We start from the raw sequence: 25,768 nt of genomic DNA, 5'->3' as shown, positions 1-25,768 counted from the left end.
AGTCGTCTCTCAGTTAGTAAGCGGGAGCTGTACGGCTAGGAAAACGCCCACGTGTGAGAATAAAGAGTAAGCTGCCAGCCACGGCAGCCGCCCAACCCATTTCTTTGATAGGTATTTCAGAAAGTTGTTCTCTCCGTCCACAGTTACACTCATCTGAACTCACTTGGACCACACGCCTTGGGCTGCCACTGATTTGCGCATAAATTTGAATCTGCCGCTCATCAAACGGGTCAGGCGGAAACTTCATTTCCACCACCTGCTTGATATTGTCCTGCGTCGGTGGGTTTCTAGGGTCTCTGACAATCACCACATCAGGACGCCGAATCATCCCGCTCCCCGGCACGAAGGGCGGATGCTCCGGATCTTCATCCCAATACTTGCGAATCCATCCCGGAATCCAGCCATGGGGAAGCTGCCCCGTCTGGCTGTCGAGAATCGGCTGCGGTGGCTGCTTGGTCATGTCGTAACTGACCTCGGGCTTGTAGGGGCTGCGCTGTTGCAGCACATCGTCCAGCGCCCGCAGGTGCTGCGCCACGCACACTTGCTTGAGGTTGCGACCGTCACGGCTGATGGCGGGCGCCGCCGAGCAATGACAGACCGCCGAACACAGTACGGTCTTGTCGTTCTGATCGAGCTGAGGCGCTTGCAGGCGAACAGGATTGACGCGCTCGCCCACCGCCGTATCGCCCTGGTCGAGACTGGGCCTGTCGCTCATGCCTCGTCGTCTCGCAGCAGAGCGATGTAGAGCGTCTCGGGGCGGCTGTGAACGCGCGAAACCGTACGACCTTCTGCATCCGTGGTGTCAACCAGGTCCCACCCATCGTCCGACCACAGCCTGACCCTGCGCCCGGCAATGGGCTTACCCGTCATCTGGTCTATCAGTTGAAAGTGCCCGCGATAGCAGTCAGGCGAGTCGTCAGAAGCCGCAGGTACGGCTTTTGCCGCCCCGCCGATATTGACGTTCCCGGATCCGCCAATCACTAGGCCACCATGACCGCCGCCACTGCCCTGTAACGCAGCCGGTTTGCCATTGATGAACACGGAGGTGGAAAAGCCGGTGCTCAGGGTGTCGCCACAAGCGCACTCATCGCCTTCGCGAGCGGCGGGACGACCGTTGATCAAGACGTTGGAGGAACCGGAAACAAGCGTGCTGTCGCCATGCACCGGGCACTTGATCGCGTCTCCTTTGCGGGCGGCTGGCTTGCCAGTCATGACAGTCCTCCTCGCTCAGCGCTCGGTCCCAAACGCTCGATGAGCACCGCAAATTCGGCGAAGTAAATGGGCGAAATGCTCCGAGCCGCCTGATGGGCCATGGTGTCTCCCGATCGTCATCGCGTGAGGTTGGAGCCACAAAACTAGGCACCTCCGTCCGGCAAGACAACGCTTGATCGAGAAACCAGAAAATCCCTACTTATAGAAACAATTAGAAACTCAATAGCTGATTATCAACGTAGATTTCTCACATTGAAAATCATCCTGGGCTCCAAAGAGGATGGCGCCATGACATTTCCCGGCTTGACCTTTAGCGCGAATGATACGCATCATCAAAAATCCCATTCGGTCAGGTTTTCTCGTGAGTCAGTCCCGCTTCACTGCCCTGTTTCTCAACCAGCGCCTGAGCTTGCTGCGCACGCTACAGCGCATGGTCGGCAACCCGAGTACAGCTGAAGACCTGGTGCAGGAAACCTACCTGCGGGTGACCCGCGCTTTGGGCGAGCGCCCCGTGGAACACCTCGAACCTTTCGTCTTCCAGACCGCGCGCAACCTGGCGCTCGACCACCTGCGCGCACGTCGCGTCCAGGCGCGCACGCTGGTGGACGACGTCTGCGAGCAGGTCCTGCACAATGTCGCCGCGCCGCTGAGCAGCCGCGAAGATGCCCTGCACGCCGAACAACTGCTGGAGCGTCTGAGCCTGAGCCTCGGCCAGCTCAGCGAGCGGCAACAACGCATCTTCATCCTCAGCCGCTTGCAGGGCGCCAGCTACCAGGAAATCGCCGAGCAATTGCAGGTCTCGGCCAGCACGGTGCAGAAGGAACTGAAACTGATCATGGCGATCTGCGTGAGCGTGGCCGAGCGCCTCGCCTGAGCGCTTGCCAGCCCTGGCGCCAGCACCGATCATCTGCAGCAGCCATCGCCCAAGGACATGCCGTGACCGACTCCGCCTCTCGCCCATCGCTCGCCGCGCCAGACGCCCGCGCCCGTGCCCTGGACGAGGCCCAGGACTGGCTGATCCGTCTGCAATGCCCGAGCGCCGAAGACACCGAACACTTCCAGGCCTGGCTGAGCGCCAACGACCATAACGCCCACGCCTACGTGGAGGCCGAAGCGCTATGGAACGGCGCGCAGGTGCGGCGACTCGCCGGCGATCTGCACCAGCGCCGTCGCGCGTCCCTGCGCGGTCGCCTCCGTCGCCACTGGAAACCGCTGGCCACGGCTGCGTTGCTGTTGGTGGGGCTGTTCACCTTCGGCAATCTGCCGGTGCGCCTGCAAGCCGACCACCTGACTCAGGTCGGCGAACGCCAGCGCTTGCAACTGGACGGTGGCGCCCACGTGCTGCTGAACACCGATTCGGCATTCGCCAGTCACGCGCGCGACGGCCAGCAAGTCGCACGCCTGCTGCAAGGCGAGGCCTACTTCGAAGTGCCTGGCGGCGACCAGCCGGCGCTGGAGGTCCAGGCTGGCCCGCTGCGTGCGCAGGCACGCGATACCCACTTCGCCGTGCGCTACCTCGACGGCCAGGCGCAGGTGCGGGTACAGCGCGGTGATGTCGACCTGCAGGCCGCCAGCGACCAGCGCATTCGTCTGCGTGCTGGCGACAGCATCGCGGTCGGCCCCGAAGGCTTCGGCCAGCGCCAGCGGGTCGATCCGCAGAAGGACCTGGCCTGGGTCGAGGGTCGTCTGGTCTTCGAGAATTGCCCCATGAGCCAGGTGCTCGACGAATTGCGCCGCTACTACCCCGGCTGGATCATCAATCGCAACCCGCGCCTGGAAACCGTAGCGGTGACTGGCAACTACCGCCTGGACCAGCCACTGGAGGCGCTACGGGCCCTGGCGCACATCACTTCGGCGCAAGTGCATGAGTACCCGAACGTGGTGATTCTCAACTGATCGCCGCACTCCCGCGCAGTCCATCCCACTATTTTTTACGCAATCGCGATCCTGGCACGTCTCGTTATAGCCAATGCAACTGATTCTTGTTCAAAAACAAGAACTGCACTCACTCATAACGGTTCGCGCGACAGGGAGCGCTTTCGATGTCCTCAGGTCCAACCCGTCTTCATTCCTCCCCCCAACGCCGGGGGCAGTTGTCCCTATTGACCTTGGCCTTGATCGCCAGTGGCGTCGGCTGCCTGCCTGCGCTGGCCGCCGAGCCCGCCCAGGTCAGCAGCCCGCGCAGCGGCGAATACCGCTTCGCCATCGCCCAGCAGCCACTGGTCTCAGCCATCAATGCCTTCAGCCAGACCACCGGCTGGCAGGTCGGCTTTTCCGCCGAACTGGCCCAGGATGTGGCCTCCCCCGGCGCCCAAGGCGCGCTGGCGCCTGAGGCCGCGTTGCGCCAGTTGCTCGCCAATACCGGTCTGGACTTTCGCATCCTCGGCCCCGGCAACGTGGTGCTCGAACGTCAGCGCGCCGGCACGGTGATCGCCTTGCAGCAGATGACCGTCAGCGCCACCCGCAGCGCCCAGGATGCCAGCCAGGTGCCCAGCAGCGTCAGCGTACACACCCGCGAACAACTGGACCGGCAGAACGTCGGCGACATCAAGCAACTGGTGCGCTACGAGCCCGGCGTGTCGGTGGGTGGCACTGGCCAACGCAGCGGCCTGAACGGTTTCAACATCCGCGGCATCGACGGCGAGCGCATCCTTACCCAGATCGATGGTGTGTCGATCCCAGACAGCTTCTTCTACGGCCCCTACGCCCAGACCCAGCGCAACTACGTCGACCCTGAAATCGTCAAGCGCGTGGAAATCCTGCGTGGCCCGGCCTCGGTGCTCTACGGCAGCAATGCCATCGGCGGCGCGGTGAGCTACTACACCCTGGACGCGGACGACATCATCAAGCCCGGCAAGGACATCGGCGCGCGCCTGAAGACGGGCTACAGCTCGGCCGACGAGAGCTGGCTGACCTCCGCCACCGTCGCCGGCCGCCAGGGCGACGTCGACGGCTTGCTGCACCTGAGTCAGCGCAACGGCCACGAGACCGAGTCCTACGGCAGCCACGGCGGTACGGGCCTGGCCCGGACCGAAGCCAACCCCGAAGACGTGCGCACCACCAACGTGCTGGCCAAGCTGGGCTGGAACTACGCCGACGACGCGCGCCTGGGCCTGACCTACGAGCACTACAAGGACGACCGCGATCAGAACATCCGCAGCGCCGTGGGTGGGCCGTTCATCCCAGGCTTCGGCGCCATGAACAGCTACCGCCTGCGCCAAGGCAACGATACCGTCACCCGCGAACGCGTGGGCATCAACCATGAGTTCGGCCTCGACAGCCTGCTGGCAGATCACGTCAAGTGGAGCCTGAACTACCAGATCGCCAAGACCGACCAGCGCACCGACGAGCTGTATTTCGCGTCCGGGCGCCAAGTGGCGCGCGATCGCCAGACCACCTACAAGGACCGCCAGTGGGTGCTCGACGCGCAATTGGACAAGGCCTTCAGCCTCGGTGAGACCGAGCACCTGCTGACCTACGGCACCACCTTCAAGCATGAGAAAGTCAGCGGCTCACGCAGCGGCAGCGGCGTTTGCCTGAATGTCGGCGGCACCTGCCGCGCCATCGGCCAGGTCAGCACGAACGACGGTCAGGCACGGGTCAGTGACTTCCCCGACCCCACCGTCGACACCTACAGCCTGTTCGCCCAGGATGAGATCCGCTGGAACGACTGGACCTTCCTGCCCGGCGCCCGCTACGACTACACCCGCCTGTCGCCGAAGATGACCGACGAATTCCTGCGCGGCATCCAGGGCAACGGCGCGGCGGCCGCCGGTATCGACGACAGCGACAAAAAGTGGCATCGGGTCTCGCCCAAGTTCGGCATCACCTATGCCTTCGACGATCACTACACCTGGTACGGCCAGTACGCCGAGGGCTTCCGCACACCGACCGCCAAGGCCATGTATGGCCGCTTCGACAACCCGACATTGGGCTATCGGGTCGAGCCCAATCCGAACCTGGAACCGGAAAAGAGCAAGAGCTACGAGACGGGCCTGCGCGGCCAGTTCGAGGCCGGCCAGTTCGATGTCGCGGTGTTCTACAACAAGTACCGCGACTTCATCAACGAAGACGCTGTGCAGTCGGCCAACCTCGGCTCGACCTTCCAGGCCAACAACATCCGTCACGCCACCATCAAGGGTGCCGAACTCAAGGGCCGTCTGAACCTGGACAGCTTCGGCGCCAGCCAGGGCCTCTACACCCAGGGTTCGCTGGCCTATGCCCATGGCCGCAATGACGACAATGGCCAGCCGCTGAACAGCGTCAACCCGCTCACCGCCGTACTGGGCCTGGGCTACGAGCAGCCGCAGTACGGTGGCCTGCTGAGCTGGACGCTGGTCAAGCGCAAGACCCGGGTCGACGACAGCACCTTCTTCGCCCCGGACGGTACCAGCTCGCAGTTCCGCACCCCAGGCTACGGCGTGCTCGACTTGACCGGCTTCTACAAGGTCACCGACGACGTGACCGTCAACGCAGGCCTGTACAACCTCACCGACAAGAAATACTGGCAGTGGGATGACGTGCGCGGCTACGACGGCCTGGGCGAAGCGGCCGTGACCCAGCCGGCCAACCTCGACCGCCTGACGATGCCCGGTCGCAACTTCGCCATCAATGTGGTGTGGGATATCTGATTCGGGGCTGTTCCGCGTGAGCCCTGCGCGCGCAGTGGCTCACTCGCCCCTCTGAATATCGATGCGAATACGTCCTACCCGCAGGTGAGGTTTTTTTACTGCCCTGCGTCTTCTCTTTCGTCTTTTACCTAGACAGCCCCATTTCCCAAGGATGCCTCCATGACCCAAGCCCCTTCCGAGCGCCCTGCCCTGCGCTCGCAGCGCCTGAACCAGGTGACCCACGCCCCGCATACCGAGCTCGATGCCTTGGTCAAGTCGCATGCGCCGTTCGACAGCCGCGACAGCTTCGCCCGCTTCGTCGTCGCCCAGTACCTGTTCCAGTCCGAACTGCAGGCGCTGTACAACGACCCGGCGCTGATCTCGCTCTTCCCGGACCTCGCCGCCCGCTGCCGGGCCGAACAGGCACGGCTGGATCTGGCAGACTTGAATACCGCTGTGCCGTCACCCGTTCCCGGCGCCGTGACCGCGCCGACGCTGGGCCAGGCGCTGGGCTGGATCTTCGTCTCCGAAGGCTCCAAACTGGGCGCCGCGTTCCTGATCAAGCGCGCGCAGGCGATGGGCCTGTCCGACAGCTTCGGTGCCCGCCATCTGGGCGAGCCCGAAGGTGGCCGGGCCGAGGGCTGGAAACAGTTCATCCGCACGCTGGACGGCTTGCAGTTGTCGCCAGAACAGGACGCCGCCGCCGAGCGCGCCGCCGTGGCAGCCTTCGAGCGCTTTACCGAGCTGCTCAGGCACGCCTATGCCACCGATGCCGCGCTGGCTTGAAATGCCTTTGCCGGCCACCCTCCCGGTGGCCGTATCGCCTTGCAGTGAGACCATGACGACCCGACTTGCCCGCTCCCGAGTGTCACGCCTGCTGTATGCGCTTCTGGCCTATGTCAGCCTCGGGATAGGCCTGGTCGCCATCGTGATACCCGGCCTGCCCACCACCGAGTTCATCCTCCTCGCCGCCTGGGCCGCGACCCGCAGCTCGCCCCGCTTGGCAGCGTGGCTGGACAACCATCGGCTGTTCGGACCGATCCTGTGGAACTGGCGCAATGGCAAGGTCATCCAGCGCCGCGCCAAGATCAGCGCCACCCTGAGCATGCTGTTGTGCGCCAGCCTGATGCTGATCGTGCTCGAGCACCGCTGGCCGGTGTTCCTGGCCATCGCCGGCATGACCCTGGGCAACCTGTGGATCTGGTCGCGTCCAGAGCATCCCACTGCGCCACTTCCCGCCGAACTGCAACGCTGACATTGCATCGACGCGCCGGATGTACTGCAATGACCCCCAGCACGGAGGATCCTGCATGCATCAGATGCTCGACACCATCGCCCAAGCACTCGACCTGGACAGCAGCGCCCTGCGTTGGCACGGCATCGGCGCGCTGCCCTCGACCTTCGCCGTCACCGACCTGGCCGCCGCCAGTGTGGCAGCTGCTGGTCTGGCCCTGGCCAGGCTGCTGCAACAACAGACCGACCAATGCCCGTTGGTCAGCGTCGATCGGCGCCTGGCTTCGTTTTGGTTCGCCACCAGCCTGCGTCCCCACGGCTGGCAGACACCGCCGTTGTGGGACGCCATCGCGGGCGACTACCCCACCCGTGACGGCTGGGTTCGCCTGCACACCAACGCCGTCCATCACCGTCAGGCGGCATTGGCTGTGCTGGGTACCCCCGCCGAACGCCAGGCCGTCGCCGCCGAGGTCGCGCGCTGGGATGCCGAAGCGCTGGAAAGCGCCGTGGTCCAGGCCGGCGGCTGCGCGGCGAAGATGCGCAGTTGGGCGCAGTGGTGCGCGCATCCCCAGGGCCTGGCCGTCAACCAGGAGCCGCTGGTGCTGCGCGAAGGCTTCGAAGCCTGCCCGATCCTGACCTGGCAGGGCACACCGACGCGTCCGTTGGCAGGGCTCAAGGTACTCGACCTGACCCGCATCATCGCCGGCCCCACGGCCAGCCGCCTGCTGGCCGGCTTCGGCGCCCAGGTCCTGCGTATCGACCCGCCAGCCTGGGAAGAGCCCTCGCTGGTCGCTGAGGTCACCCTCGGCAAGCGCTGCGCGCGTCTGGACTTGCACGCCCCCGCAGACCGCGAGACGTTCGCTGCCCTGCTTGCCGACGCCGACGTCCTGCTGCACGGCTATCGCGCCGATGCTCTGGAGCGTCTGGGCTTCGGCGCGCGGTATCGGCGCCAGCTCAACCCCGGCCTGATCGACGTCAGCCTCAATGCCTACGGCTGGAGCGGGCCGTGGCAGGATCGCCGGGGTTTCGACAGCCTGGTGCAGATGAGTAGCGGTATCGCCCGTGAAGGGATGCGCTGGCAGCAGGCGGAAAAGCCCATACCGCTGCCAGTGCAGGCGCTCGACCACGCCACCGGTTACCTGATGGCCGCCGAAGCGATTCGGGGCCTGCAACAGCGCCTGCACAGCGGCGCCGGTTGCCGCGCGCGCCTGTCGTTGGCACGCACCGCCGCCTTGCTGGTCGAGCACGGTACGGTCGGCGATGACCTGCCGCTGGCCGAAGAAAGTGCCGACGATCTCGATCCCCACTTGGAGCACACGCCCTGGGGCGTGGCGCAGCGGCTCAAGGGCCCGTTGAGAGTGGGCTGCGCGCAGTTGGAGTGGGCACTGGGCGCCAGCGAGCTGGGTTCGGCCCGCCCGGCCTGGTGACCGCCACAGGGCGGGACGCTAAAGACTCAGCAGCCCCACGGAAAGCGCCCAGGCCGCCACCCCGGCGCCCAGCAGCACCACGGCGAAGATCAGCGTCTCCCATCGGCTGAACAGCGCCCGGCCCTGCTCTCGGCGAGCCCGTGCGAACAGGATTGCCCCAGGGGCATACAGCAGCGCCGAGAGCAGCAGGTACTTGGCGCCACCGGCGTACAGCAACCACAGCGCATACACCAGGGCCAGCAGACTAATCATCAGGTCCTTGCGCCGCGCGGCCGACTGCCCGGCATAACCCTCGCCGCACCAGGCCAACTTCACGGCATAGGCGGCCGACCAGAAGTACGGCATCAGGATCATCGACGAGGCGAGGTAGATCAGGCTGGTGTAGGTGCCGGCAGAAAACAGCGTGATCAACAGGAAACCCTGGATCATGCCATTGGTCAGCCACAGCGCATTGGCCGGCACCTGGTTGGCGTTCTCCTTGGCGAGAAAACGCGGCATCGTGCCGTCACGGGCCGTGGCAAACAGGATCTCGGCACAGAGCAACGCCCACGACAGCAAGGCGCCGAGCAGCGACACCGCCAGGCCGACGCTGATCAGCAGCGCGCCCCAGGGGCCTACCAGGTGCTCCAGTACCGAAGCCAACGATGGGTTCGGCAATCCTGCCAACTGGCCACGACTCATCACCCCCAGCGACAGCACATTGACCAGCACCAACAGCGCCAACACGCCGAGAAAACCGATCAACGTCGCCCTGCCGACATCCGAGCGACGCCGCGCGCGCCCGGAATAGACGCTGGCGCCCTCGATGCCGATGAACACGAACACCGTCACCAGCATCATGCTGCGCACCTGCTCCAGCACGCTGCCCAACTGCGGCGTATCCAGGCCCCAGACATCGCGGGTGAAGACATCGGCGCGAAAAGCGCAAGCGGCGATGACGATGAAGATCAGCAGCGGCACGACCTTCGCCACGGTCGTGACCAGGTTGATGAACGCCGCCTCCTTGATGCCGCGCAGCACCAAGAGGTGCACGCTCCAGAGCAACAGTGAGGCACAGCCAATGGCCAGGGGCGTATTGCCCTCGCCGAACAACGGAACGTAGAACCCCAGCGTGCTGAACAGCAGGACGAAATAGCCGACATTGCCCATCCAGGCACTGATCCAGTACCCCCAAGCCGAGCAGAAACCCAGATAGTCGCCGAACCCGGCCTTGGCGTAGGCATACACGCCCGAGTCGAGTGTCGGCTTGCGATTGGCCAGGGTCTGGAACACGAACGCCAGCGCCAGCATGCCCACGGCGGTGATCGACCAACCGATCAGCACCGCGCCCACTTCGGCACGGGCGGCCATGTTCTGCGGCAGCGAAAAGATACCGCCGCCGATCATCGACCCCACGACCAAGGCGACGAGCGCGCCCAGGCCCAATTTGTGTCCTTGCTCGCCCATCAAGGAGCACCCTCACCGTGCGCACGGCAGTTGAACGATCGAATTGCAGCGTCAGATTTCATGACAGTCATATCAACTAAAACCATTAAATTTAAATGACTCATAACGAATCTGTCTATCGGTGAGCGCTTATCCAGAAGCCGAGTGCCAAACGTTTCACATCCTGAGCACTTATCGCCTTTGAAGACGAGAAAAATGGGCGAAGCCCCAGGAAACGACTAGGTTGAAAGTTCGCTTGGCAAACGCTGTGTTTTTCTGGCGGCCGACCTCAAAGCCTTGTGGCACATGGCCTTCATGCAGAGGGATGGATCGCTTTCGTCTTCAATTTCGAACTAGCGAGCGGGAAGTTTCTGACGACGAATCCTCAACGACTGATCCAAATCAGCGAATGTCGAACGCGTCGGATTTATTATTTCAGCAACTTCCTCCTGACGTGGAGTCGTTAAATGTCTGATGCTCCCGGAAAACTCAAACTTGGTGCATTAGTTGCCCTCGTAGTGGGTTCGATGATCGGCGGCGGTATCTTCTCGCTGCCGCAGAACATGGCCGCCAGCGCCGGGGTCGGCGCGGTGCTGATCGGCTGGGCAATCACCGCCGTGGGCATGCTCACCCTCGCCTTCGTGTTCCAGACCCTGGCCAACCGTAAGCCCGACCTGGACGGCGGCGTCTACGCCTACGCCAAGGCCGGGTTCGGCAACTACATGGGCTTCTCTTCGGCCTGGGGCTACTGGATCAGCGCCTGGCTGGGCAATGTCGGCTATTTCGTCCTGCTGTTCAGCACCCTGGGCTATTTCTTCCCGATCTTCGGCCAGGGCAACACGCCCGCGGCCATCGTCGGCGCCTCGCTGTTGTTGTGGGGCGTGCACTTTCTGGTGCTGCGCGGCATCAAGGAGGCGGCGTTCATCAACTTGGTCACCACGGTGGCCAAGGTGGTGCCGTTGCTGCTGTTCGCCTTGATCTGTCTGTTCGCCTTCAAGCTCGACGTGTTCACCGCCGACATCTGGGGACTGGGCTCACCCGACCTGGGCGGGGTGATGAGCCAGGTGCGCAACATGATGCTGGTGACCGTATGGGTGTTCATCGGCATCGAAGGCGCGAGCATCTTTTCCTCACGGGCGCAAAAACGCGCCGACGTGGGCAAGGCCACGGTCATCGGCTTCGTCACCGTGTTGCTGTTCCTGGTGCTGGTGAACGTGCTGTCGATGGGCGTGATGACCCAGCCGGAACTGGCCAGGTTGCAAAACCCATCGATGGCCGCCGTGCTCGAACACGTCGTCGGTCACTGGGGGGCGCTGTTGATCAGTGTCGGCCTGATCATTTCGCTGCTGGGAGCGCTGCTGTCGTGGGTGCTGCTGTGCGCGGAAATCATGTTCGCGGCCGCCAAGGACCACACCATGCCGGCGTTCCTGCGCCGTGAGAACGCCAACCATGTGCCGGCCAATGCCCTGTGGCTGACCAACGCCATGGTGCAGATCTTCCTGGTCATCACCCTGTTTTCCAACAGCACCTACCTGTCGCTGATCTACCTCGCCACCTCGATGATCCTGGTGCCCTACCTGTGGTCGGCGGCCTATGCGGTGCTGCTGGCGGTGCGCGGGGAAACCTACGCGCAGGCCCTGGCCGAACGACGCAAGGACCTGGCCATCGGCACCATCGCCCTGCTCTACGCCATCTGGCTGCTGTACGCCGGCGGCGTGAAGTACCTGCTGCTGTCGGCATTGCTCTACGCACCGGGCGCGATCCTGTTCGCCAAGGCCCGGCACGAAGTGGGCCAACCCATTTTCAGCCGCCTGGAAAAACTGATCTTCGCCGCCGTGGTCCTGGGCGCCCTGCTGGCAGCCTACGGCCTGTACGACGGCTTTCTGACCCTGTGAATCACCTTTTGCTGGAGGAACACCTCATGTCCGCGGACAAAGCGAAATACGGCGTCCATTCAGAAGCCGGCAAACTGCGCAAAGTGATGGTCTGTGCACCGGGGCTGGCGCACAAGCGTCTGACCCCAAGCAACTGCGACGAACTGCTGTTCGACGATGTGATCTGGGTCGACCAGGCCAAGCGCGACCATTTCGACTTCGTCACCAAGATGCGCGAGCGCGGCGTCGAGGTGCTGGAGATGCACAACCTGCTGACCGACATCGTGCAGGACAAGGCGGCGCTGGCCTGGATCCTCGACCGCAAGATTTCGCCGGACACCGTCGGCGTCGGCCTCACCAACGAAGTGCGCAGTTGGCTGGAGGGCCTGGAGCCGCGCCACCTGGCCGAATTCCTGATCGGCGGCGTGGCCGGCCAGGACCTGCCGCAGAGCGAAGGCGCGGCAGTGGTGAAGATGTACAACGACTACCTGGGCCATTCCAGCTTCATCCTGCCGCCGCTGCCCAACACCCAGTTCACCCGCGACACCACCTGCTGGATCTACGGCGGCGTCACGCTCAACCCCATGTACTGGCCGGCGCGCCGCCAGGAGACCCTGCTGGCCACGGCCATCTACCGCTTCCACCCACAGTTCACCCAGGCCGACTTCCAGGTCTGGTACGGCGACCCTGACAAGGAGCATGGCCAGTCCACCCTCGAGGGCGGCGACGTGATGCCGATCGGCAACGGCGTCGTGCTGATCGGCATGGGCGAGCGCACTTCGCGCCAGGCCATCGGCCAGTTGGCGCAGAGCTTGTTCGCCAAGGGCGCGGTGGAAAAAGTCATCGTCGCCGGCCTGCCCAAGTCGCGCGCAGCGATGCACCTGGACACGGTGTTCAGCTTCTGCGACCGCGACCTGGTCACGGTCTTCCCGGAGGTGGTCAGCGAAATCGTGCCGTTCATCATTCGCCCCGACGAGAGCAAGCCCTACGGCATGGACGTACGCCGGGAACATAAATCGTTCATCGACGTGGTCGGCGAACACCTGGGGGTGAAGCTGCGAGTCGTGGAAACCGGTGGCAACAGCTTCGCCGCCGAGCGCGAGCAGTGGGACGACGGCAACAACGTGGTGGCCCTGGAGCCCGGCGTGGTCATCGGCTACGACCGCAACACCTACACCAACACCTTGCTGCGCAAGGCCGGCGTGGAAGTGATCACCATCAGCGCCGGCGAACTGGGCCGGGGTCGCGGCGGCGGCCACTGCATGACCTGCCCGATCGTGCGCGACCCGATCGACTACTGAGAGCCGTCATTCCCGGCCACACGAGCCTACCGAACCCAAGGAGACACCGTCATGGCGTTCAACATGCGTAACCGCAACCTGCTCAGCCTCGAACACCACAGCACCCGCGAACTCAAGTACCTGCTGGACCTGTCGCGCGACCTCAAGCGTGCCAAGTACACCGGCACCGAGCAGCAGCACCTGAAGGGCCGCAACATCGCGCTGATCTTCGAGAAGACCTCCACCCGCACCCGCTGCGCCTTCGAGGTCGCCGCCTATGACCAAGGCGCCAACGTCACCTACATCGATCCGAATTCCTCGCAGATCGGCCACAAGGAAAGCATGAAGGACACCGCCCGCGTGCTCGGGCGCATGTACCACGCCATCGAGTACCGCGGCTTCAAGCAGGAGATCGTCGAGGAGCTGGCCACATTCGCCGGCGTGCCGGTGTTCAACGGCCTGACCGACGAATACCACCCCACGCAGATGATCGCCGACGTGCTGACCATGCGCGAGCACAGCGACAAGCCGCTGCACGACATCAGCTATGCCTACCTGGGTGATGCGCGCAACAACATGGGCAACTCGCTGCTGCTGATCGGCGCCAAGCTCGGCATGGATGTGCGCATCGCCGCGCCCAAGGACCTCTGGCCCCACGACGATCTGGTGCAACGCTGCAAGCAGTACGCCGAAGCAAGCGGCGCACGCCTGACCCTGACCGAAGACCCGCGCGCGGCCGTCAAGGGCGTGGACTTCATCCACACCGACGTGTGGGTGTCGATGGGCGAGCCGATCGAAGCCTGGGGCGAGCGCATCACGCTGCTCAAGCCTTATCAGGTCAACGCTGCGCTGATGCAGGCCAGCGGCAACCCGCGGACCAAATTCATGCACTGCCTGCCCGCCTTCCACAACTGCGAGACCAAGGTCGGCAAGCAGATCGCCGCGCAGTACCCGGAGTTGACCAACGGCATCGAGGTGACCGACGACGTGTTCGAGTCCCCGGCCTGCATCGCCTTCGAACAGGCCGAGAACCGCATGCACACGATCAAAGCGATCCTGGTCTCGACCCTCGCCGATCTTTGAGCGTCAAGCGGCGAGCCTCCGCCAGAGCGCGCGTCTACTGGCCGCTCGACGCTGACGGCTCGCAGTAGCTCACCAAAGGAGATTCCCCATGCGTATCGTGGTTGCACTGGGCGGCAACGCCCTGCTCCGCCGCGGCGAACCGATGACCGCCGACAATCAGCGCGCCAACATTCGTACCGCTGCCGAGCGTATCGCCCGCATCCATCCGGGCAACGAGCTGGTCATCGCCCACGGCAACGGCCCGCAGGTTGGCCTGCTGTCGCTCCAGGGCCAGGCCTACAAGCCTGACGAGGCCTATCCGCTGGACGTGCTGGGCGCTGAGACCGAAGGCATGATCGGCTACATGATCGAGCAGGAATTGGGCAACCTGCTCGACTTCGACGTGCCCTTCGCCACCCTGCTCACCCAGGTCGAAGTCGATGCCGACGACCCGGCCTTCAAGGACCCGACCAAGTTCATCGGACCGGTCTACGAGCGGCAGGAAGCCGAGCGCCTGGCGCAGGAAAAGGGCTGGGTGGTCAAGGCCGATGGCGACAAGTACCGCCGCGTGGTCGCCAGCCCCAAACCCAAGCGTATCTTCGAGATCCGCCCGATCAAATGGCTGCTGGAAAAGCGCACACTGGTGATCTGTGCCGGGGGTGGCGGCATTCCGACCATGTACGATGCCCATGGACGACTCAAGGGCATCGAGGCGGTGATCGACAAGGACCTGTGTTCCGCGCTGCTGGCCGAGCAGCTCGACGCCGACCTGTTGATCATCGCCACCGACGTCGATGCCGCTTATGTGGACTTCGGCAAGCCGACGCAAACCGCCATCGCCCAGGCGCACCCGGACGCGCTGGACACGCTCGGTTTCGCCGCCGGCTCCATGGGCCCCAAGGTCCAAGCCGCCTGCGAGTTCGCCCGCAATACCGGCAAGGTCGCAGTCATCAGCTCGCTGGAGAACATCGAGGACATCGTCAAAGGCACCGCCGGTACACGCATATCGACCGGCCTGCCCGGGATCAGCTACCGTTGAACGCAGTTGGCCGGTGCGCCCCACCGGCCGTTTTCGATTTACAGGAGGACGCCCCATGGCCCAGTTCCATCCTGGTCACGTGCACATCGAGCGTGTCGCGCTCAACAGCCACGACCACAGCTACGACCTCGCCATCGAGTACGAGGCCACCCAGGACCCCAAGGAAGGGCACGGCATCCAGTTCCACATGCATGGCAGCATCGAAGGCAAACCGGTGGACGAACGTTTCTTCCTGGCCAAGGACCAGGTCCTGCCGAGCTTTCTCATGCAACTCACGCGCAGGGCGCAGGCACACCTTCCGGCGCCGAAGAAGTTCGAGAGCCTGAACTCGCCGCACAAACTCTACGACCACATGTTCGAAGACATTCGCCAGACGCTGGCGGTGAAGTCCGGCGATCCGATCAAGCCTGAACATTTGCAGTGACCCCAGCGCCGACCATGCACCGTTCGTGTGGGCGCGCCAGGCATCTCGAGGCATACTGCTGCCTCTCGTCCCAAGACCGCTCGCCCCCATGCGCATCCACGTCAGCTTCATCGACCGCGTCGGTATCACCCAGGAAGTCCTGGCCCTGCTCGGCGCCCGTCACCTCAACCTCGATGCGGTGGAAATGGTTCCGCCCAACGTCTACATCGACGCACCGACCCTGAGCCCTGCCGTGCTCGAAGAACTGCACGATGCGCTGTTCGAGGTCCACGGCGTGCAGGCGGTGGAGGTGGTCGACATTCTGCCCGGCCAGCGCCGTCACCTGCAGCTCGACGCCCTGCTGGCGGCCATGAGTGATCCGGTGCTGGCCGTGGACAGCGCCGGCAAGGTGCTGCTGGCCAACCCGGCACTGATCGCCCTGTGCGGGCGCGAATCGGCCGGCCGCTCGGTGGGCGAGCTGTTCGGCGACGACAACCTGCTCCAGGCCCTGCTGGACAACAACTTCCACCTGCCCATGCGCGAAATGCAGCTCAATGGCCAGAGCCTGCTGCTCGACGCCACACCGATCACCCAGGCCGGTGGCCTGCTCACGCTGTATCCGCCGAACCGCATGGGTGAGCGCCTGTCGGCGCTGCGGCACGACCGCGCCGAAGGCTTCGATGCACTGCTCGGTGAGTCGCCGGTCATCCGCACCCTCAAAGCCCGCGGCCTGCGCGTGGCGACCTTGGATGCGCCGCTGCTGGTGCATGGCGAAACCGGCACCGGCAAGGAACTGGTGGCCCGCGCCTGCCATGCGTTGAGCAGCCGCCAGGCCGCGCCATTCCTGGCACTCAACTGCGCCGCGCTGCCCGAGAGTCTGGCCGAGAGCGAGCTGTTCGGCTATGCCCCCGGCGCCTTCACCGGCGCCCAGCGCGGCGGCAAGCCCGGTCTGATGGAGCTGGCCAACAAAGGCACGGTGTTCCTCGACGAGATCGGCGAAATGTCGCCGTACCTGCAAGCCAAGTTGCTGCGCTTTCTCAGTGACGGCAGCTTCCGTCGGGTTGGCGGCGACCGTGAGGTCAAGGTCGACGTGCGCATCATCAGCGCCACCCACCGCGACCTGGAGCGCATGGTCGCTGAAGGCAGCTTCCGCGAAGACCTGTTCTATCGGCTGAACGTGCTCAACCTGCAAGTGCCGCCCCTGCGCGACCGCGGGCAGGACATCCTGATGCTGGCCCACTACTTCATGCAGCAGGCTTGCACCCAGATCCAGCGCCCGCCCTGCCGCCTGGCGCCCGCCACCCACCAGGCGCTGCTGGCCAACCCCTGGCCGGGCAACGTGCGCCAGTTGCAGAACGTGATTTTCCGCGCCGCCGCCATTTGCGAAAGCCACCTGGTGGACATCGGCGATCTGGACATTGCGGGCACGTCGGTCGCGCGCGGGCAGGATGGCGAAGTGGCTAGCCTGGAACAGGCCGTCGGCGATTTCGAGCGCAGTTTGCTGCAACGGCTCTATGCCAGCTACCCCTCGACGCGCCAACTCGCCGCGCGGCTGCATACCTCGCATACCGCCATTGCGCAGCGCTTGCGTAAGTACGGCATCTCTGGAAAGTCCTGAAGCCGACCACAGCCGTACTGTTTTCAATACACCGTAATGAAATCAGTACAAACCCTGTTGCGCTTGTCTTTGCAAAGGTTTGATTGGTCGATCTTTTGTTCCCACTTTTGCGCCGTAGCGTTTTCATTCCATCTCCACGCTCCCCCGCACCCACAAAAAGCTCCCAACCCATTGAATTGAGGGGCTTCCATTCGAGTGGCCGCATTATTGCTAGGTGAAATCCCATCTCAAGAGCGCGGAACCACCGCGCCCATCGACCCCTGCGTTACGAGGATTTCCCATGAGCGAGTTGCGTTTCACCGAAGATCACGAATGGCTGCGCGTCGAAGCTGACGGCAGCGTCACCGTCGGCATTACCGCCTACGCCCAGAACGCCTTGGGCGATGTGGTCTTCGTGCAACTGCCGGAGCTGCAGCACTACGACAAAGGTGCCGAAGCCGCCACCGTCGAATCGGTCAAAGCCGCCAGCGGTGTGTACATGCCGCTCACTGGCGCAGTGGTCGCCGTCAACGAAGACCTCAACGACAGCCCAGAACAGGTCAACGAAGACCCACTGGGCCAAGGCTGGTTCTTCCGCTTCGTCCCCGCCGACATGGCTGAAGTGGCCGCCCTGCTCGACCAGGATGCCTACGACCGCCTGCTCAACGCCAACGCCGACGCCTGAGGATCACCACCATGACCAGCAACCTCGGCACCGCCAACGAATTCATCGCCCGCCACATCGGCCCGAATAGCGCCGACGAACAGGGCATGCTGCACACCCTGGGCTTCGATTCGCTCGAAGCCATGACCGATGCGGTCATCCCCGAAAGCATCAAGGGCACCAGCGTGCTCGGTCATGCCGATGGCCAAAGCGAAGCCGACGCGCTCGCGGCCCTCAAGACCATCGCTGCACGCAATGTGCTGTTCAAGAGCTTCATCGGCCAGGGCTACTACAACACCCACACGCCGGCGCCGATCCTGCGCAACTTGCTGGAAAACCCGGCTTGGTACACCGCCTACACCCCCTATCAGCCGGAAATTTCCCAGGGTCGCCTGGAGGCGCTGCTGAACTTCCAGACGCTGATCAGCGACCTGACCGGTTTGCCGATCGCCAACGCCTCGCTGCTCGATGAAGCCACCGCTGCGGCCGAGGCCATGACCTTCTGCAAGCGGCTGTCGAAGAACAAGGCCAGCAATGCCTTCTTCGCCTCCGTGCATTGCCATCCGCAGACCCTCGATGTACTGCGCACCCGCGCAGAGCCGCTGGGCATCGACGTGGTGGTGGGCGATGAGTTCGCGCTGCAGGACAGCAGCGCCTACTTCGGTGCGCTGCTGCAGTATCCGGCCAGCCATGGTGCAGTGTTCGACTACCGCGAAGTGGTCCAACGCCTGCACGACGGCAACGCGTTGGTGGCGGTAGCCGCCGACCTGCTGGCCCTGACCCTGCTCACCCCGCCGGGCGAGTTCGGTGCCGACGTGGCCATCGGCAGCGCCCAGCGCTTCGGCGTGCCGCTGGGCTTTGGCGGTCCACACGCGGCGTACTTCGCCACTCGCGACGCATTCAAGCGCGACATGCCGGGCCGCCTGGTCGGCGTGTCGATCGACCGCTTCGGCAAAACCGCCCTGCGCCTGGCCATGCAGACCCGCGAGCAGCACATCCGTCGCGAGAAGGCCACCAGCAACATCTGCACCGCCCAGGTGCTGTTGGCCAACATCGCCAGCATGTACGCCGTCTATCATGGCCCCGCCGGCCTCAAGCGCATCGCCGAACGCACGCACACGCTGACTGCCGTGCTCGCTGCCGGCCTCGACAGCCTCGGCGTCCCGGTGCTCAACAGCACCTGCTTCGACACCCTGACCCTGAACACCGGCGCCGCCACCGCCACGCTTCACGAAAAAGCCCGGGCACAGCGCTTCAACCTGCGCCAGATCGACGCCACGCACGTGGGCCTGTCGCTGGACGAAACCAGCACCCAAGCCGATGTCGAAGCGCTGTGGGGGCTGTTCGCCGAGGGCGGTCGCCTGCCCGACTTCAACGCCCTGGTCGCAGTCCCCGTTTCGCGCCTGCCGCAGGCCCTGCTGCGCCGCTCGGGCTACCTCGAACACCCGGTATTCAACCGCTACCACAGCGAAACCGAATTGATGCGCTACCTGCGCCGCCTGGCCGACAAGGACCTGGCCCTGGACCGCAGCATGATCCCGCTGGGCTCGTGCACCATGAAACTCAACGCGGCCAGCGAAATGATGCCGGTGACCTGGGCCGAATTCGGCAACCTGCACCCGTTCGCCCCGGCCAGCCAGAGCCAGGGTTACCAGCAACTGACCGACGAATTGCAGGCCATGCTCTGCGCTGCCACCGGCTACGACGCGGTGTCGCTACAGCCCAATGCCGGCTCGCAAGGCGAGTATGCCGGCCTGCTGGCGATCCGCGCCTATCACCGAAGCCGCGGCGACAGCCACCGCGACATCTGCCTGATCCCCTCTTCGGCCCACGGCACCAACCCAGCCACGGCCCACATGGCCGGCATGCGCGTGGTGGTGACTGCCTGCGACGCGCGCGGCAACGTCGATGTCGACGATCTGCGGGCCAAGGCCAGCCAGCACCGCGAGCACCTCGCCGCCCTGATGATCACCTACCCGTCGACCCACGGCGTGTTCGAAGAAGCCATCGGTGAGATCTGCGCGCTGATCCACGACAACGGTGGCCAGGTGTACATCGATGGCGCCAACATGAATGCCATGGTCGGGCTGTGCGCCCCAGGCAAGTTCGGCGGCGATGTCTCGCACCTGAACCTGCACAAGACCTTCTGCATCCCCCACGGCGGTGGCGGGCCGGGCGTCGGGCCGATCGGCGTCAAATCCCACCTGGCACCGTTCCTGCCCGGCCATGCGGCGCTGGAGAACACCACTGGGGCGGTCTGCGCTGCACCGTTCGGCAGCGCCAGCATCCTGCCCATCACCTGGATGTACATCCGCATGATGGGCGGGGCTGGGCTCAAGCGCGCTTCGCAGATGGCCATTCTCAACGCCAACTACATCGCCCGCCGCCTGGAAGAGCACTATCCGGTGCTGTACAGCGGCAGCAATGGCCTGGTGGCCCACGAATGCATCCTCGACCTGCGCCCGCTCAAGGACGCCAGCGGCATCAGCGTCGATGATGTGGCCAAGCGCCTGATCGACTTCGGTTTCCATGCCCCGACCATGTCCTTCCCGGTGGCCGGCACGCTGATGATCGAGCCGACCGAAAGCGAGTCGCGCCAGGAACTGGACCGCTTCTGCGAAGCGATGATCCAGATCCGCGAAGAGATTCGCGCGGTAGAGAACGGCAGCCTGGACAGGGACGACAACCCGCTGAAGAACGCCCCGCACACCGCAGCCGAGTTGGTCGGGGACTGGGCACACGGCTACAGCCGCGAGCAAGCGGTGTATCCGGTGGCCAGCCTGATGGACAACAAGTACTGGCCGCCGGTGGGTCGCGTCGACAACGTGTACGGCGACCGCAACCTGGTCTGCGCCTGCCCGTCGATCGAAAGCTATCAGGACGTCTGAGGCCGCGAACGTCGCCGCTTCAGCAAGGCCTGCGCGCGAATGCCACTTGCCGCTCGCGCGCAGGGCTGGACCACATTCCAAGGAGTCATCGATGTCCGCCACACTGCTCAAGACCCCGCTGCACGCCCTTCACCTGGAACTGGGCGCACGCATGGTGCCGTTCGCCGGCTACGACATGCCCGTGCAGTACCCGCTGGGCGTACTCAAGGAACACCTGCACACCCGCAGCCAGGCGGGATTGTTCGACGTCTCGCACATGGGCCAGATCCTGCTGCACGGGCCTGAAGCGGCGACCGCCCTGGAAGGCCTGGTGCCAGTGGACATCGTCGACCTGCCGGTCGGCACCCAGCGCTATGCGCTGTTCACCGACGAACAGGGCGGCATCCTCGATGACCTGATGGTCGCCAATCTCGGCGACGACACGCTCTTTCTGGTGGTCAACGCCGCCTGCAAGGAGCAGGACCTGGCCCATCTGCGCGAGCATCTGGGCGCCCGTTGCGAGGTGCAACCGCTGTTCGAGACGCGCGCCCTGCTGGCACTGCAAGGCCCGGCAGCGGCCTCGGTGCTGCAGCGCCTGGCACCTGAAGTGGCGCAGATGACCTTCATGCAGGTGCGGCGCGTGACGCTGCTCGAGGCGGATTGCCTGATCAGTCGCTCTGGCTACACCGGCGAAGACGGCTACGAGATCTCGGTACCCACGGAGCACGCCGAAGCCTTGGCGCGGCGCCTGCTGGCCGAACCCGAAGTGCAGCCGATCGGCCTCGGCGCCCGCGACTCGCTGCGCCTGGAAGCCGGGCTGTGCCTGTATGGACACGACATGGACCCTGACACCAGCGCAGTGCAAGCCAGCTTGTGGTGGGCCGTGTCCAAGGCCCGTCGCGCCGACGGCGCGCGTGCGGGCGGTTTCCCAGGCGCTGAGCGGGTGTTCGAGCAGCAGCGTGAGGGCGTGGCCCGCAAGCGCGTCGGCCTGCTGCCACAGGAGCGCACGCCGGTTCGAGAAGGTGCCGACATCGTCGATGGCACCGGCAAGACGGTCGGAAGGGTGTCCAGTGGCGGCTTCGGACCGACATTGAATGCCCCTGTGGCGATGGGGTATGTCGATAGCGAACACAGTGCATTGGAAACGCCGCTGTTCGCCGTGGTGCGGGGCAAACAAGTTGCCTTGAGGGTCAGCAAAATGCCTTTCGTTGTACCGCGTTACTACCGAGGTTGAAGGTAATTCATTAAGCGCTCGCTTATTCGATTGCGAACCCATTTAATAACTTTCGAACATGGCGCCAGCCCAGGCGCCATGCTGTTTGCGACCATTGTGTCGGTAATCGGCAAAAGCCTGATCTGGAGGCGATTCGGGGCTTGTTTTTGTCGCGAGAGTTGGCGTAGAGTCGGCTCACTGTGTTTGCATGGGTCGCAACAGTTCGTGACCTGGGCCAGTAGCCGAATTTTGCTACAACCCGTCTGACGTCTCTTACTTTCCTGCAACCCAGCCCAGTACTCTTTCGTCCTTCCAAAACGAAAGAAACTGAAATCACTATCTAAAGATTCATAGGAAGCAAGAAAATGGCTGAGCGTCAGAACGGTACCGTCAAGTGGTTCAATGACGAGAAAGGTTACGGCTTCATTACCCCCGAAAGCGGTGCGGATCTGTTCGTTCACTTCCGCGCGATCGAAGGCAATGGCTTCAAGAGCCTGAAAGAAGGCCAGAAGGTCACCTTCGAAGCCGTGCAAGGCCAGAAAGGCATGCAAGCTGACAAGGTTCAGGTTGCAGAGTAAGCCGATCCGGCTTCGAAAAAGCCCCTGCCAAGTGCAGGGGCTTTTTTTTAACCGTAGAATGGCGGCTTCGTCTTTCGGAGCCACTGTGCATGACCAAGCCCTTGCTCAATCCACAGGGTGAATTCCCGCCTGTCGGCCTTGGCCGACGCCTGGCAGCGATGTTCTACGACTTCCTGCTCTGCACGGCCCTGCTGATCGTGACGGCGGGCGTCTACAAGCTGATCCAGATGTCGATCATCGGCGAGGCTCGCATGCGATCGCTCACCGAGGCGGGCGCGCTGGATGGCGACCCGCTGCTGTCCACGGTACTGCTGTTCGCACTGTTCGGCTTCTTCGCCAAGTTCTGGACCCACGGCGGCCAGACGCTGGGCATGCAGGTCTGGGGAGTGCGCGTACAGAATGCCGACGGCAGCGCCATCACATTGTGGCAGGCTCTACTGCGCTTCGTGGTCTCGATCGCGTCCTGGCTGTGCCTGGGCCTGGGCTTTATCTGGTCGCTGATCGACAAGCACAAACGCAGTTGGCATGACATCTACTCCGAAACCCGGCTGGTACGCGTACCAAAATCGAAGAAATGACTGCGGCCAGCCTAGGCTCTGCGCAGCGGCCAGCAAATAGCCGACCCTAGGGTCGTAATGCTGTTCACTTAAAGAATGCTGGGTCCGCTTCGCGGCCCTTTCGCGGCACAAGGCCGCTCCCACAAAGTCCGCGCAAACCCTGAAACATGGGGCTGTACGGACCCTGTGGGAGCGGCCTTGCGTCGCGATGGGCTGCGCAGCAGCCCTAATTCCAGCAATACAGATATTAAGTGAACAGCATTAGACCCTAGGGTCGGCTTTTTCATTTACGCCAAGGCTAGGCTCATCCCGCCCTTCGTAGCAGCCATACCCCTGCAAGGGCGCAGACCCCTGCCGGTATCACCACCGCCAGCAACGGCGGGAAGCCGAATACCTGGCTCGAGGGACCGAGCAAATCCTGGGCGATGCGGAACACGAAGCCCACCAGCACCCCGGTGAACACGCGCTGACCCAAGGTCACCGAGCGCAGCGGACCGAAGATGAAGGAGATCGCCATCAGCACCAATGCGGCGGTCACCACCGGCTGCAGAATCTTGCTCCAGAACGCCAGCCAGTAGCGGGCATTGTTGAGACCCTGATCGGCCAGGTAATGGATGTACTCCCACAGCCCAGTCATCGACAGCGATTCGGGCGGCAGCACCACGGTATTGAGCAGTTCCGGCGTCACCGAAACATCCCAGAGTTCTTCCGGCACCTGCACCACTTCGGTGTGATCGCCCTTGAAGAACGTGGTGTTGACGTCATGCAGCACCCAGCGCTCATCCTTGTAAAAGGCGCGACGGGCGAAGCTGGAACTGAGAATCTTGCGCTCGTCGTCGAAACGGTAGCGAGTCACGCCCAGCAGCAGGCCGTTGGGCTGCACCGAGTTGATGTGCACGAACTCGTCGCCCTGGCGGTGCCACATGCCTCGCTTGGAGCTCTGCGCCTCGCCACCGCCCTGGGCCAACGAACGCTCGGCCTGGGCCTTGTTCTCGGTGACCGGGGCGACGTATTCGCCAATCAACAGGCCGACCAGCATCAGCACCAGCATCGGCTTCATCACCGCCCAGACGATGCGGCCGATGGACACGCCAGCGGCACGCATGATGGTCAATTCGCTGCTGCTGGCCAGGCTGCCCAGGCCAATCAGGCAACCGATCAGTGCGGCCATCGGCAGCATGTCGTAGAGGCGGCGCGGCGCGGTGAGCAGCACATAGCTGCTGGCATCGAGCAGGCTGTAGGTGTCGCTCAGGTCACCCATCTCGTCGATGAAGGCGAACAGCGAGGCCAGGCCGAGGATGATCCCCAGCACGGCGAGAATGGCCAGCAGTACGCTCTTGCCAATGTAGCGGTCGAGTTTAACCACGGCTCACCCCCGCACGGCGCGAGGCCATCTTCAAGCGCAGCGGCTCCCAGTACATCAGCGCAAGACCGATGAGCAGGAACAGCGTGTGTACCCACCAGAAGCCAAGGGAAATCGGCAGCTTGCCTTTCTCCAGGGCACCGCGAACGGAAATCAGCATCGTCAGGTAGGCCATGTACAGAAGAATCGCCGGCAGCAGCTTGAGGAAGCGACCCTGGCGTGGATTGACCCTGGCCAGCGGCACCGCCAGCAGCGTCACGATGAAGACCAGCAGCGGCAGCGACAGCCGCCATTGCAGCTCGGCGCGCTCGCGCAGACCGTCGTGCCCGATCAGGTCGGAGGTCGGGATGGCTTCGCGCTCGGTGACCTCCTGGCTGACTTCCGGCTTGGGCAATTGCACACCGTAGGTCTCGTACTTGATCGCACGATAACCGGCCTCGCCTGGGTTGCCATCGTAGCGATAGCCGTTTTCCAGGATCAGGTAGCGGTTGCCGTCGGCCTGGACTTCCTGATGGCCCTTTTCGGCGACCAGTACCGAAGGCGCACGGTCCTTGGTCTTGTCTTGATTGAAGCGCTTCTCGGAGATGAACACGCCACCGAGATTGACCCGATCGTCGGACATCGTTTCGGCATAGGTGACACGGGTGCCGTCACGCAGGCTCTGGAAGCGACCGGGCACCAGGGTATCGAACTCGGTCAAGGCATCTTGCTGGGCCACGATCTTCTGCACCTGGGCGACGCCCAACGGCGCCAGGCTCAGACTCAGCCACGCCACCAACAGCGCGACCAGCGCAGCCGGCGCCATGGTCAGCGCCAACAGGCGCTGCTGGCTCATGCCGGTGGCCGAAAGCACGGTCATCTCGCTTTCCAGGTAGAGCCGGCCATAGGCCAGCAGGATGCCGAGGAACAACCCAAGCGGCAGGATCAGCTGCAGAAAGCCCGGCAGGCGGAAGCCCATGATCAGGAACAGCACACCCGGATCGAGTGCACCCTGGGCCGCCTGGGCCAGGTACTTGATGAAGCGCCCGCTCATGATGATCACCAACAGCACGGCGCTGACGGCGCTCAAGGTGACCAGGACCTCGCGGGACAGATAACGAAAGACGATCAAACCAGACACTCCTGGGTTGTCAGGGGCGGATTGCCAGGACACTGACTGAAAGGACAGTCAGGACCCGCGCCGGTTCGCCAGCAGCGAACCTCCATTCAAAAGTGCGCGCATTATCCTGTGATTGGGGGCGCCTGTCACTTGGCGGCGCATCACAGCGAATGTCCTGACTGGCGAAAGCCGGACGCCCCCCTGCAAAAGCGGGCTCCGGGGTTGTCAGCGAGGCGCCGGCAGGCTCAAACTGGCAGCTTTTCCA

At 63.9% G+C, this 25,768-nt stretch carries 22 protein-coding genes; 17 read left to right on the top strand and 5 right to left on the bottom strand.

Annotated elements, in window-relative coordinates:
* Positions 1-13 precede the first annotated feature (13 nt).
* Entirely contained in the window at positions 14-715 is a 702-nt protein-coding gene (locus Q6A47_RS07960) for a VRR-NUC domain-containing protein (RefSeq protein WP_304483864.1), read from the bottom strand.
* A complete protein-coding gene (locus Q6A47_RS07955; protein ID WP_304483863.1) occupies positions 712-1,212 on the bottom strand; it encodes a PAAR domain-containing protein in 501 nt (166 codons plus the stop codon). The genes Q6A47_RS07960 and Q6A47_RS07955 overlap by 4 nt, the downstream gene beginning before the upstream one ends.
* 361 nt (positions 1,213-1,573) lie before the next feature.
* On the opposite strand from Q6A47_RS07955, the gene Q6A47_RS07950 reads away from it, so the two are divergent.
* The 6 genes from Q6A47_RS07950 (at position 1,574) to Q6A47_RS07925 (ending at position 8,482) form a co-directional block, all read left to right on the top strand.
* Complete coding sequence (locus tag Q6A47_RS07950; RefSeq protein ID WP_029613376.1) at positions 1,574-2,086, top strand: RNA polymerase sigma factor; 513 nt, start codon at positions 1,574-1,576, stop codon at positions 2,084-2,086.
* A 62-nt stretch (positions 2,087-2,148) separates the two neighbouring features.
* The gene (locus tag Q6A47_RS07945; RefSeq protein ID WP_029613377.1) at positions 2,149-3,108 is read left to right on the top strand and encodes a FecR family protein; all 960 of its coding nucleotides are present in this window, start codon (positions 2,149-2,151) and stop codon (positions 3,106-3,108) included.
* Positions 3,109-3,254: 146 nt separating this feature from the next.
* A complete protein-coding gene (locus tag Q6A47_RS07940) occupies positions 3,255-5,843 on the top strand; it encodes a TonB-dependent receptor (RefSeq protein ID WP_304483861.1) in 2,589 nt (862 codons plus the stop codon).
* A 159-nt stretch (positions 5,844-6,002) separates the two neighbouring features.
* Positions 6,003-6,608 (top strand): biliverdin-producing heme oxygenase, encoded by a 606-nt coding sequence (locus tag Q6A47_RS07935; protein ID WP_304483860.1) that lies wholly within the window; start codon positions 6,003-6,005, stop codon positions 6,606-6,608.
* Complete coding sequence (locus tag Q6A47_RS07930) at positions 6,583-7,077, top strand: DUF454 family protein (protein WP_029613378.1); 495 nt, start codon at positions 6,583-6,585, stop codon at positions 7,075-7,077. The genes Q6A47_RS07935 and Q6A47_RS07930 overlap by 26 nt, the downstream gene beginning before the upstream one ends.
* Before the next feature lie 55 nt (positions 7,078-7,132).
* Positions 7,133-8,482, top strand: a complete 1,350-nt coding sequence (locus tag Q6A47_RS07925) for a CoA transferase (RefSeq protein WP_304483858.1) — start codon at positions 7,133-7,135, stop codon at positions 8,480-8,482.
* An 18-nt stretch (positions 8,483-8,500) separates the two neighbouring features.
* Here the strand turns inward: Q6A47_RS07925 and arcD (Q6A47_RS07920) are convergent, their stop codons facing one another.
* A complete protein-coding gene (gene arcD / locus Q6A47_RS07920; protein WP_304483857.1) occupies positions 8,501-9,928 on the bottom strand; it encodes an arginine-ornithine antiporter in 1,428 nt (475 codons plus the stop codon).
* A gap of 446 nt (positions 9,929-10,374) precedes the next feature.
* Between arcD (Q6A47_RS07920) and arcD (Q6A47_RS07915) the strand changes: the two genes are divergently transcribed.
* The 11 genes from arcD (Q6A47_RS07915) to Q6A47_RS07865 all read left to right on the top strand — a co-directional run bounded on the left by arcD (Q6A47_RS07915) (position 10,375) and on the right by Q6A47_RS07865 (position 23,062).
* Positions 10,375-11,802 carry an arginine-ornithine antiporter gene (arcD, locus tag Q6A47_RS07915; protein ID WP_304483855.1) on the top strand — a complete coding sequence of 476 codons (1,428 nt, stop codon included), beginning with the start codon at positions 10,375-10,377 and terminating at the stop codon, positions 11,800-11,802.
* A gap of 26 nt (positions 11,803-11,828) precedes the next feature.
* A complete protein-coding gene (arcA, locus tag Q6A47_RS07910; RefSeq protein WP_039575671.1) occupies positions 11,829-13,082 on the top strand; it encodes an arginine deiminase in 1,254 nt (417 codons plus the stop codon).
* A gap of 51 nt (positions 13,083-13,133) precedes the next feature.
* Positions 13,134-14,144, top strand: coding sequence for an ornithine carbamoyltransferase (locus Q6A47_RS07905; RefSeq protein WP_304483853.1), 1,011 nt, complete (start codon positions 13,134-13,136; stop codon positions 14,142-14,144).
* 88 nt (positions 14,145-14,232) lie between these two features.
* Positions 14,233-15,162 (top strand): carbamate kinase, encoded by a 930-nt coding sequence (gene arcC / locus Q6A47_RS07900; protein WP_295484273.1) that lies wholly within the window; start codon positions 14,233-14,235, stop codon positions 15,160-15,162.
* A gap of 55 nt (positions 15,163-15,217) precedes the next feature.
* The gene (locus tag Q6A47_RS07895) at positions 15,218-15,586 is read left to right on the top strand and encodes a DUF5064 family protein (RefSeq protein WP_029613575.1); all 369 of its coding nucleotides are present in this window, start codon (positions 15,218-15,220) and stop codon (positions 15,584-15,586) included.
* A gap of 88 nt (positions 15,587-15,674) precedes the next feature.
* Positions 15,675-17,183: a transcriptional regulator GcsR gene (gene gcsR / locus Q6A47_RS07890; RefSeq protein ID WP_039575665.1), complete on the top strand. Its 1,509-nt coding sequence runs from the start codon at positions 15,675-15,677 to the stop codon at positions 17,181-17,183.
* Between the two features lie 280 nt (positions 17,184-17,463).
* Positions 17,464-17,847 (top strand): glycine cleavage system protein GcvH, encoded by a 384-nt coding sequence (gene gcvH / locus Q6A47_RS07885; RefSeq protein WP_039575662.1) that lies wholly within the window; start codon positions 17,464-17,466, stop codon positions 17,845-17,847.
* Between the two features lie 11 nt (positions 17,848-17,858).
* Positions 17,859-20,714: an aminomethyl-transferring glycine dehydrogenase gene (gene gcvP / locus Q6A47_RS07880; RefSeq protein ID WP_304483851.1), complete on the top strand. Its 2,856-nt coding sequence runs from the start codon at positions 17,859-17,861 to the stop codon at positions 20,712-20,714.
* Positions 20,715-20,805: 91 nt separating this feature from the next.
* Positions 20,806-21,927: a glycine cleavage system aminomethyltransferase GcvT gene (gcvT, locus tag Q6A47_RS07875; protein WP_304483849.1), complete on the top strand. Its 1,122-nt coding sequence runs from the start codon at positions 20,806-20,808 to the stop codon at positions 21,925-21,927.
* 344 nt (positions 21,928-22,271) lie between these two features.
* Complete coding sequence (locus Q6A47_RS07870) at positions 22,272-22,484, top strand: cold-shock protein (protein WP_029613578.1); 213 nt, start codon at positions 22,272-22,274, stop codon at positions 22,482-22,484.
* Positions 22,485-22,573: 89 nt separating this feature from the next.
* Entirely contained in the window at positions 22,574-23,062 is a 489-nt protein-coding gene (locus Q6A47_RS07865; protein ID WP_304483848.1) for an RDD family protein, read from the top strand.
* 283 nt (positions 23,063-23,345) lie between these two features.
* Here Q6A47_RS07865 and lptG read toward each other — a convergent pair whose 3' ends face one another.
* Positions 23,346-24,407 (bottom strand): LPS export ABC transporter permease LptG, encoded by a 1,062-nt coding sequence (gene lptG, locus Q6A47_RS07860; RefSeq protein ID WP_304483846.1) that lies wholly within the window; start codon positions 24,405-24,407, stop codon positions 23,346-23,348.
* Positions 24,400-25,515 carry an LPS export ABC transporter permease LptF gene (gene lptF, locus Q6A47_RS07855; protein ID WP_029613581.1) on the bottom strand — a complete coding sequence of 372 codons (1,116 nt, stop codon included), beginning with the start codon at positions 25,513-25,515 and terminating at the stop codon, positions 24,400-24,402. Before lptF ends, lptG begins: the two co-directional genes overlap by 8 nt.
* Between the last annotated feature and the right edge of the window lie 253 nt (positions 25,516-25,768).

This window comes from Pseudomonas boreofloridensis, assembly GCF_030580795.1.
Taxonomy (GTDB): Bacteria; Pseudomonadota; Gammaproteobacteria; order Pseudomonadales; family Pseudomonadaceae; genus Aquipseudomonas; species Aquipseudomonas boreofloridensis.
This window is presented reverse-complemented; position numbering and strand designations above follow the sequence as displayed.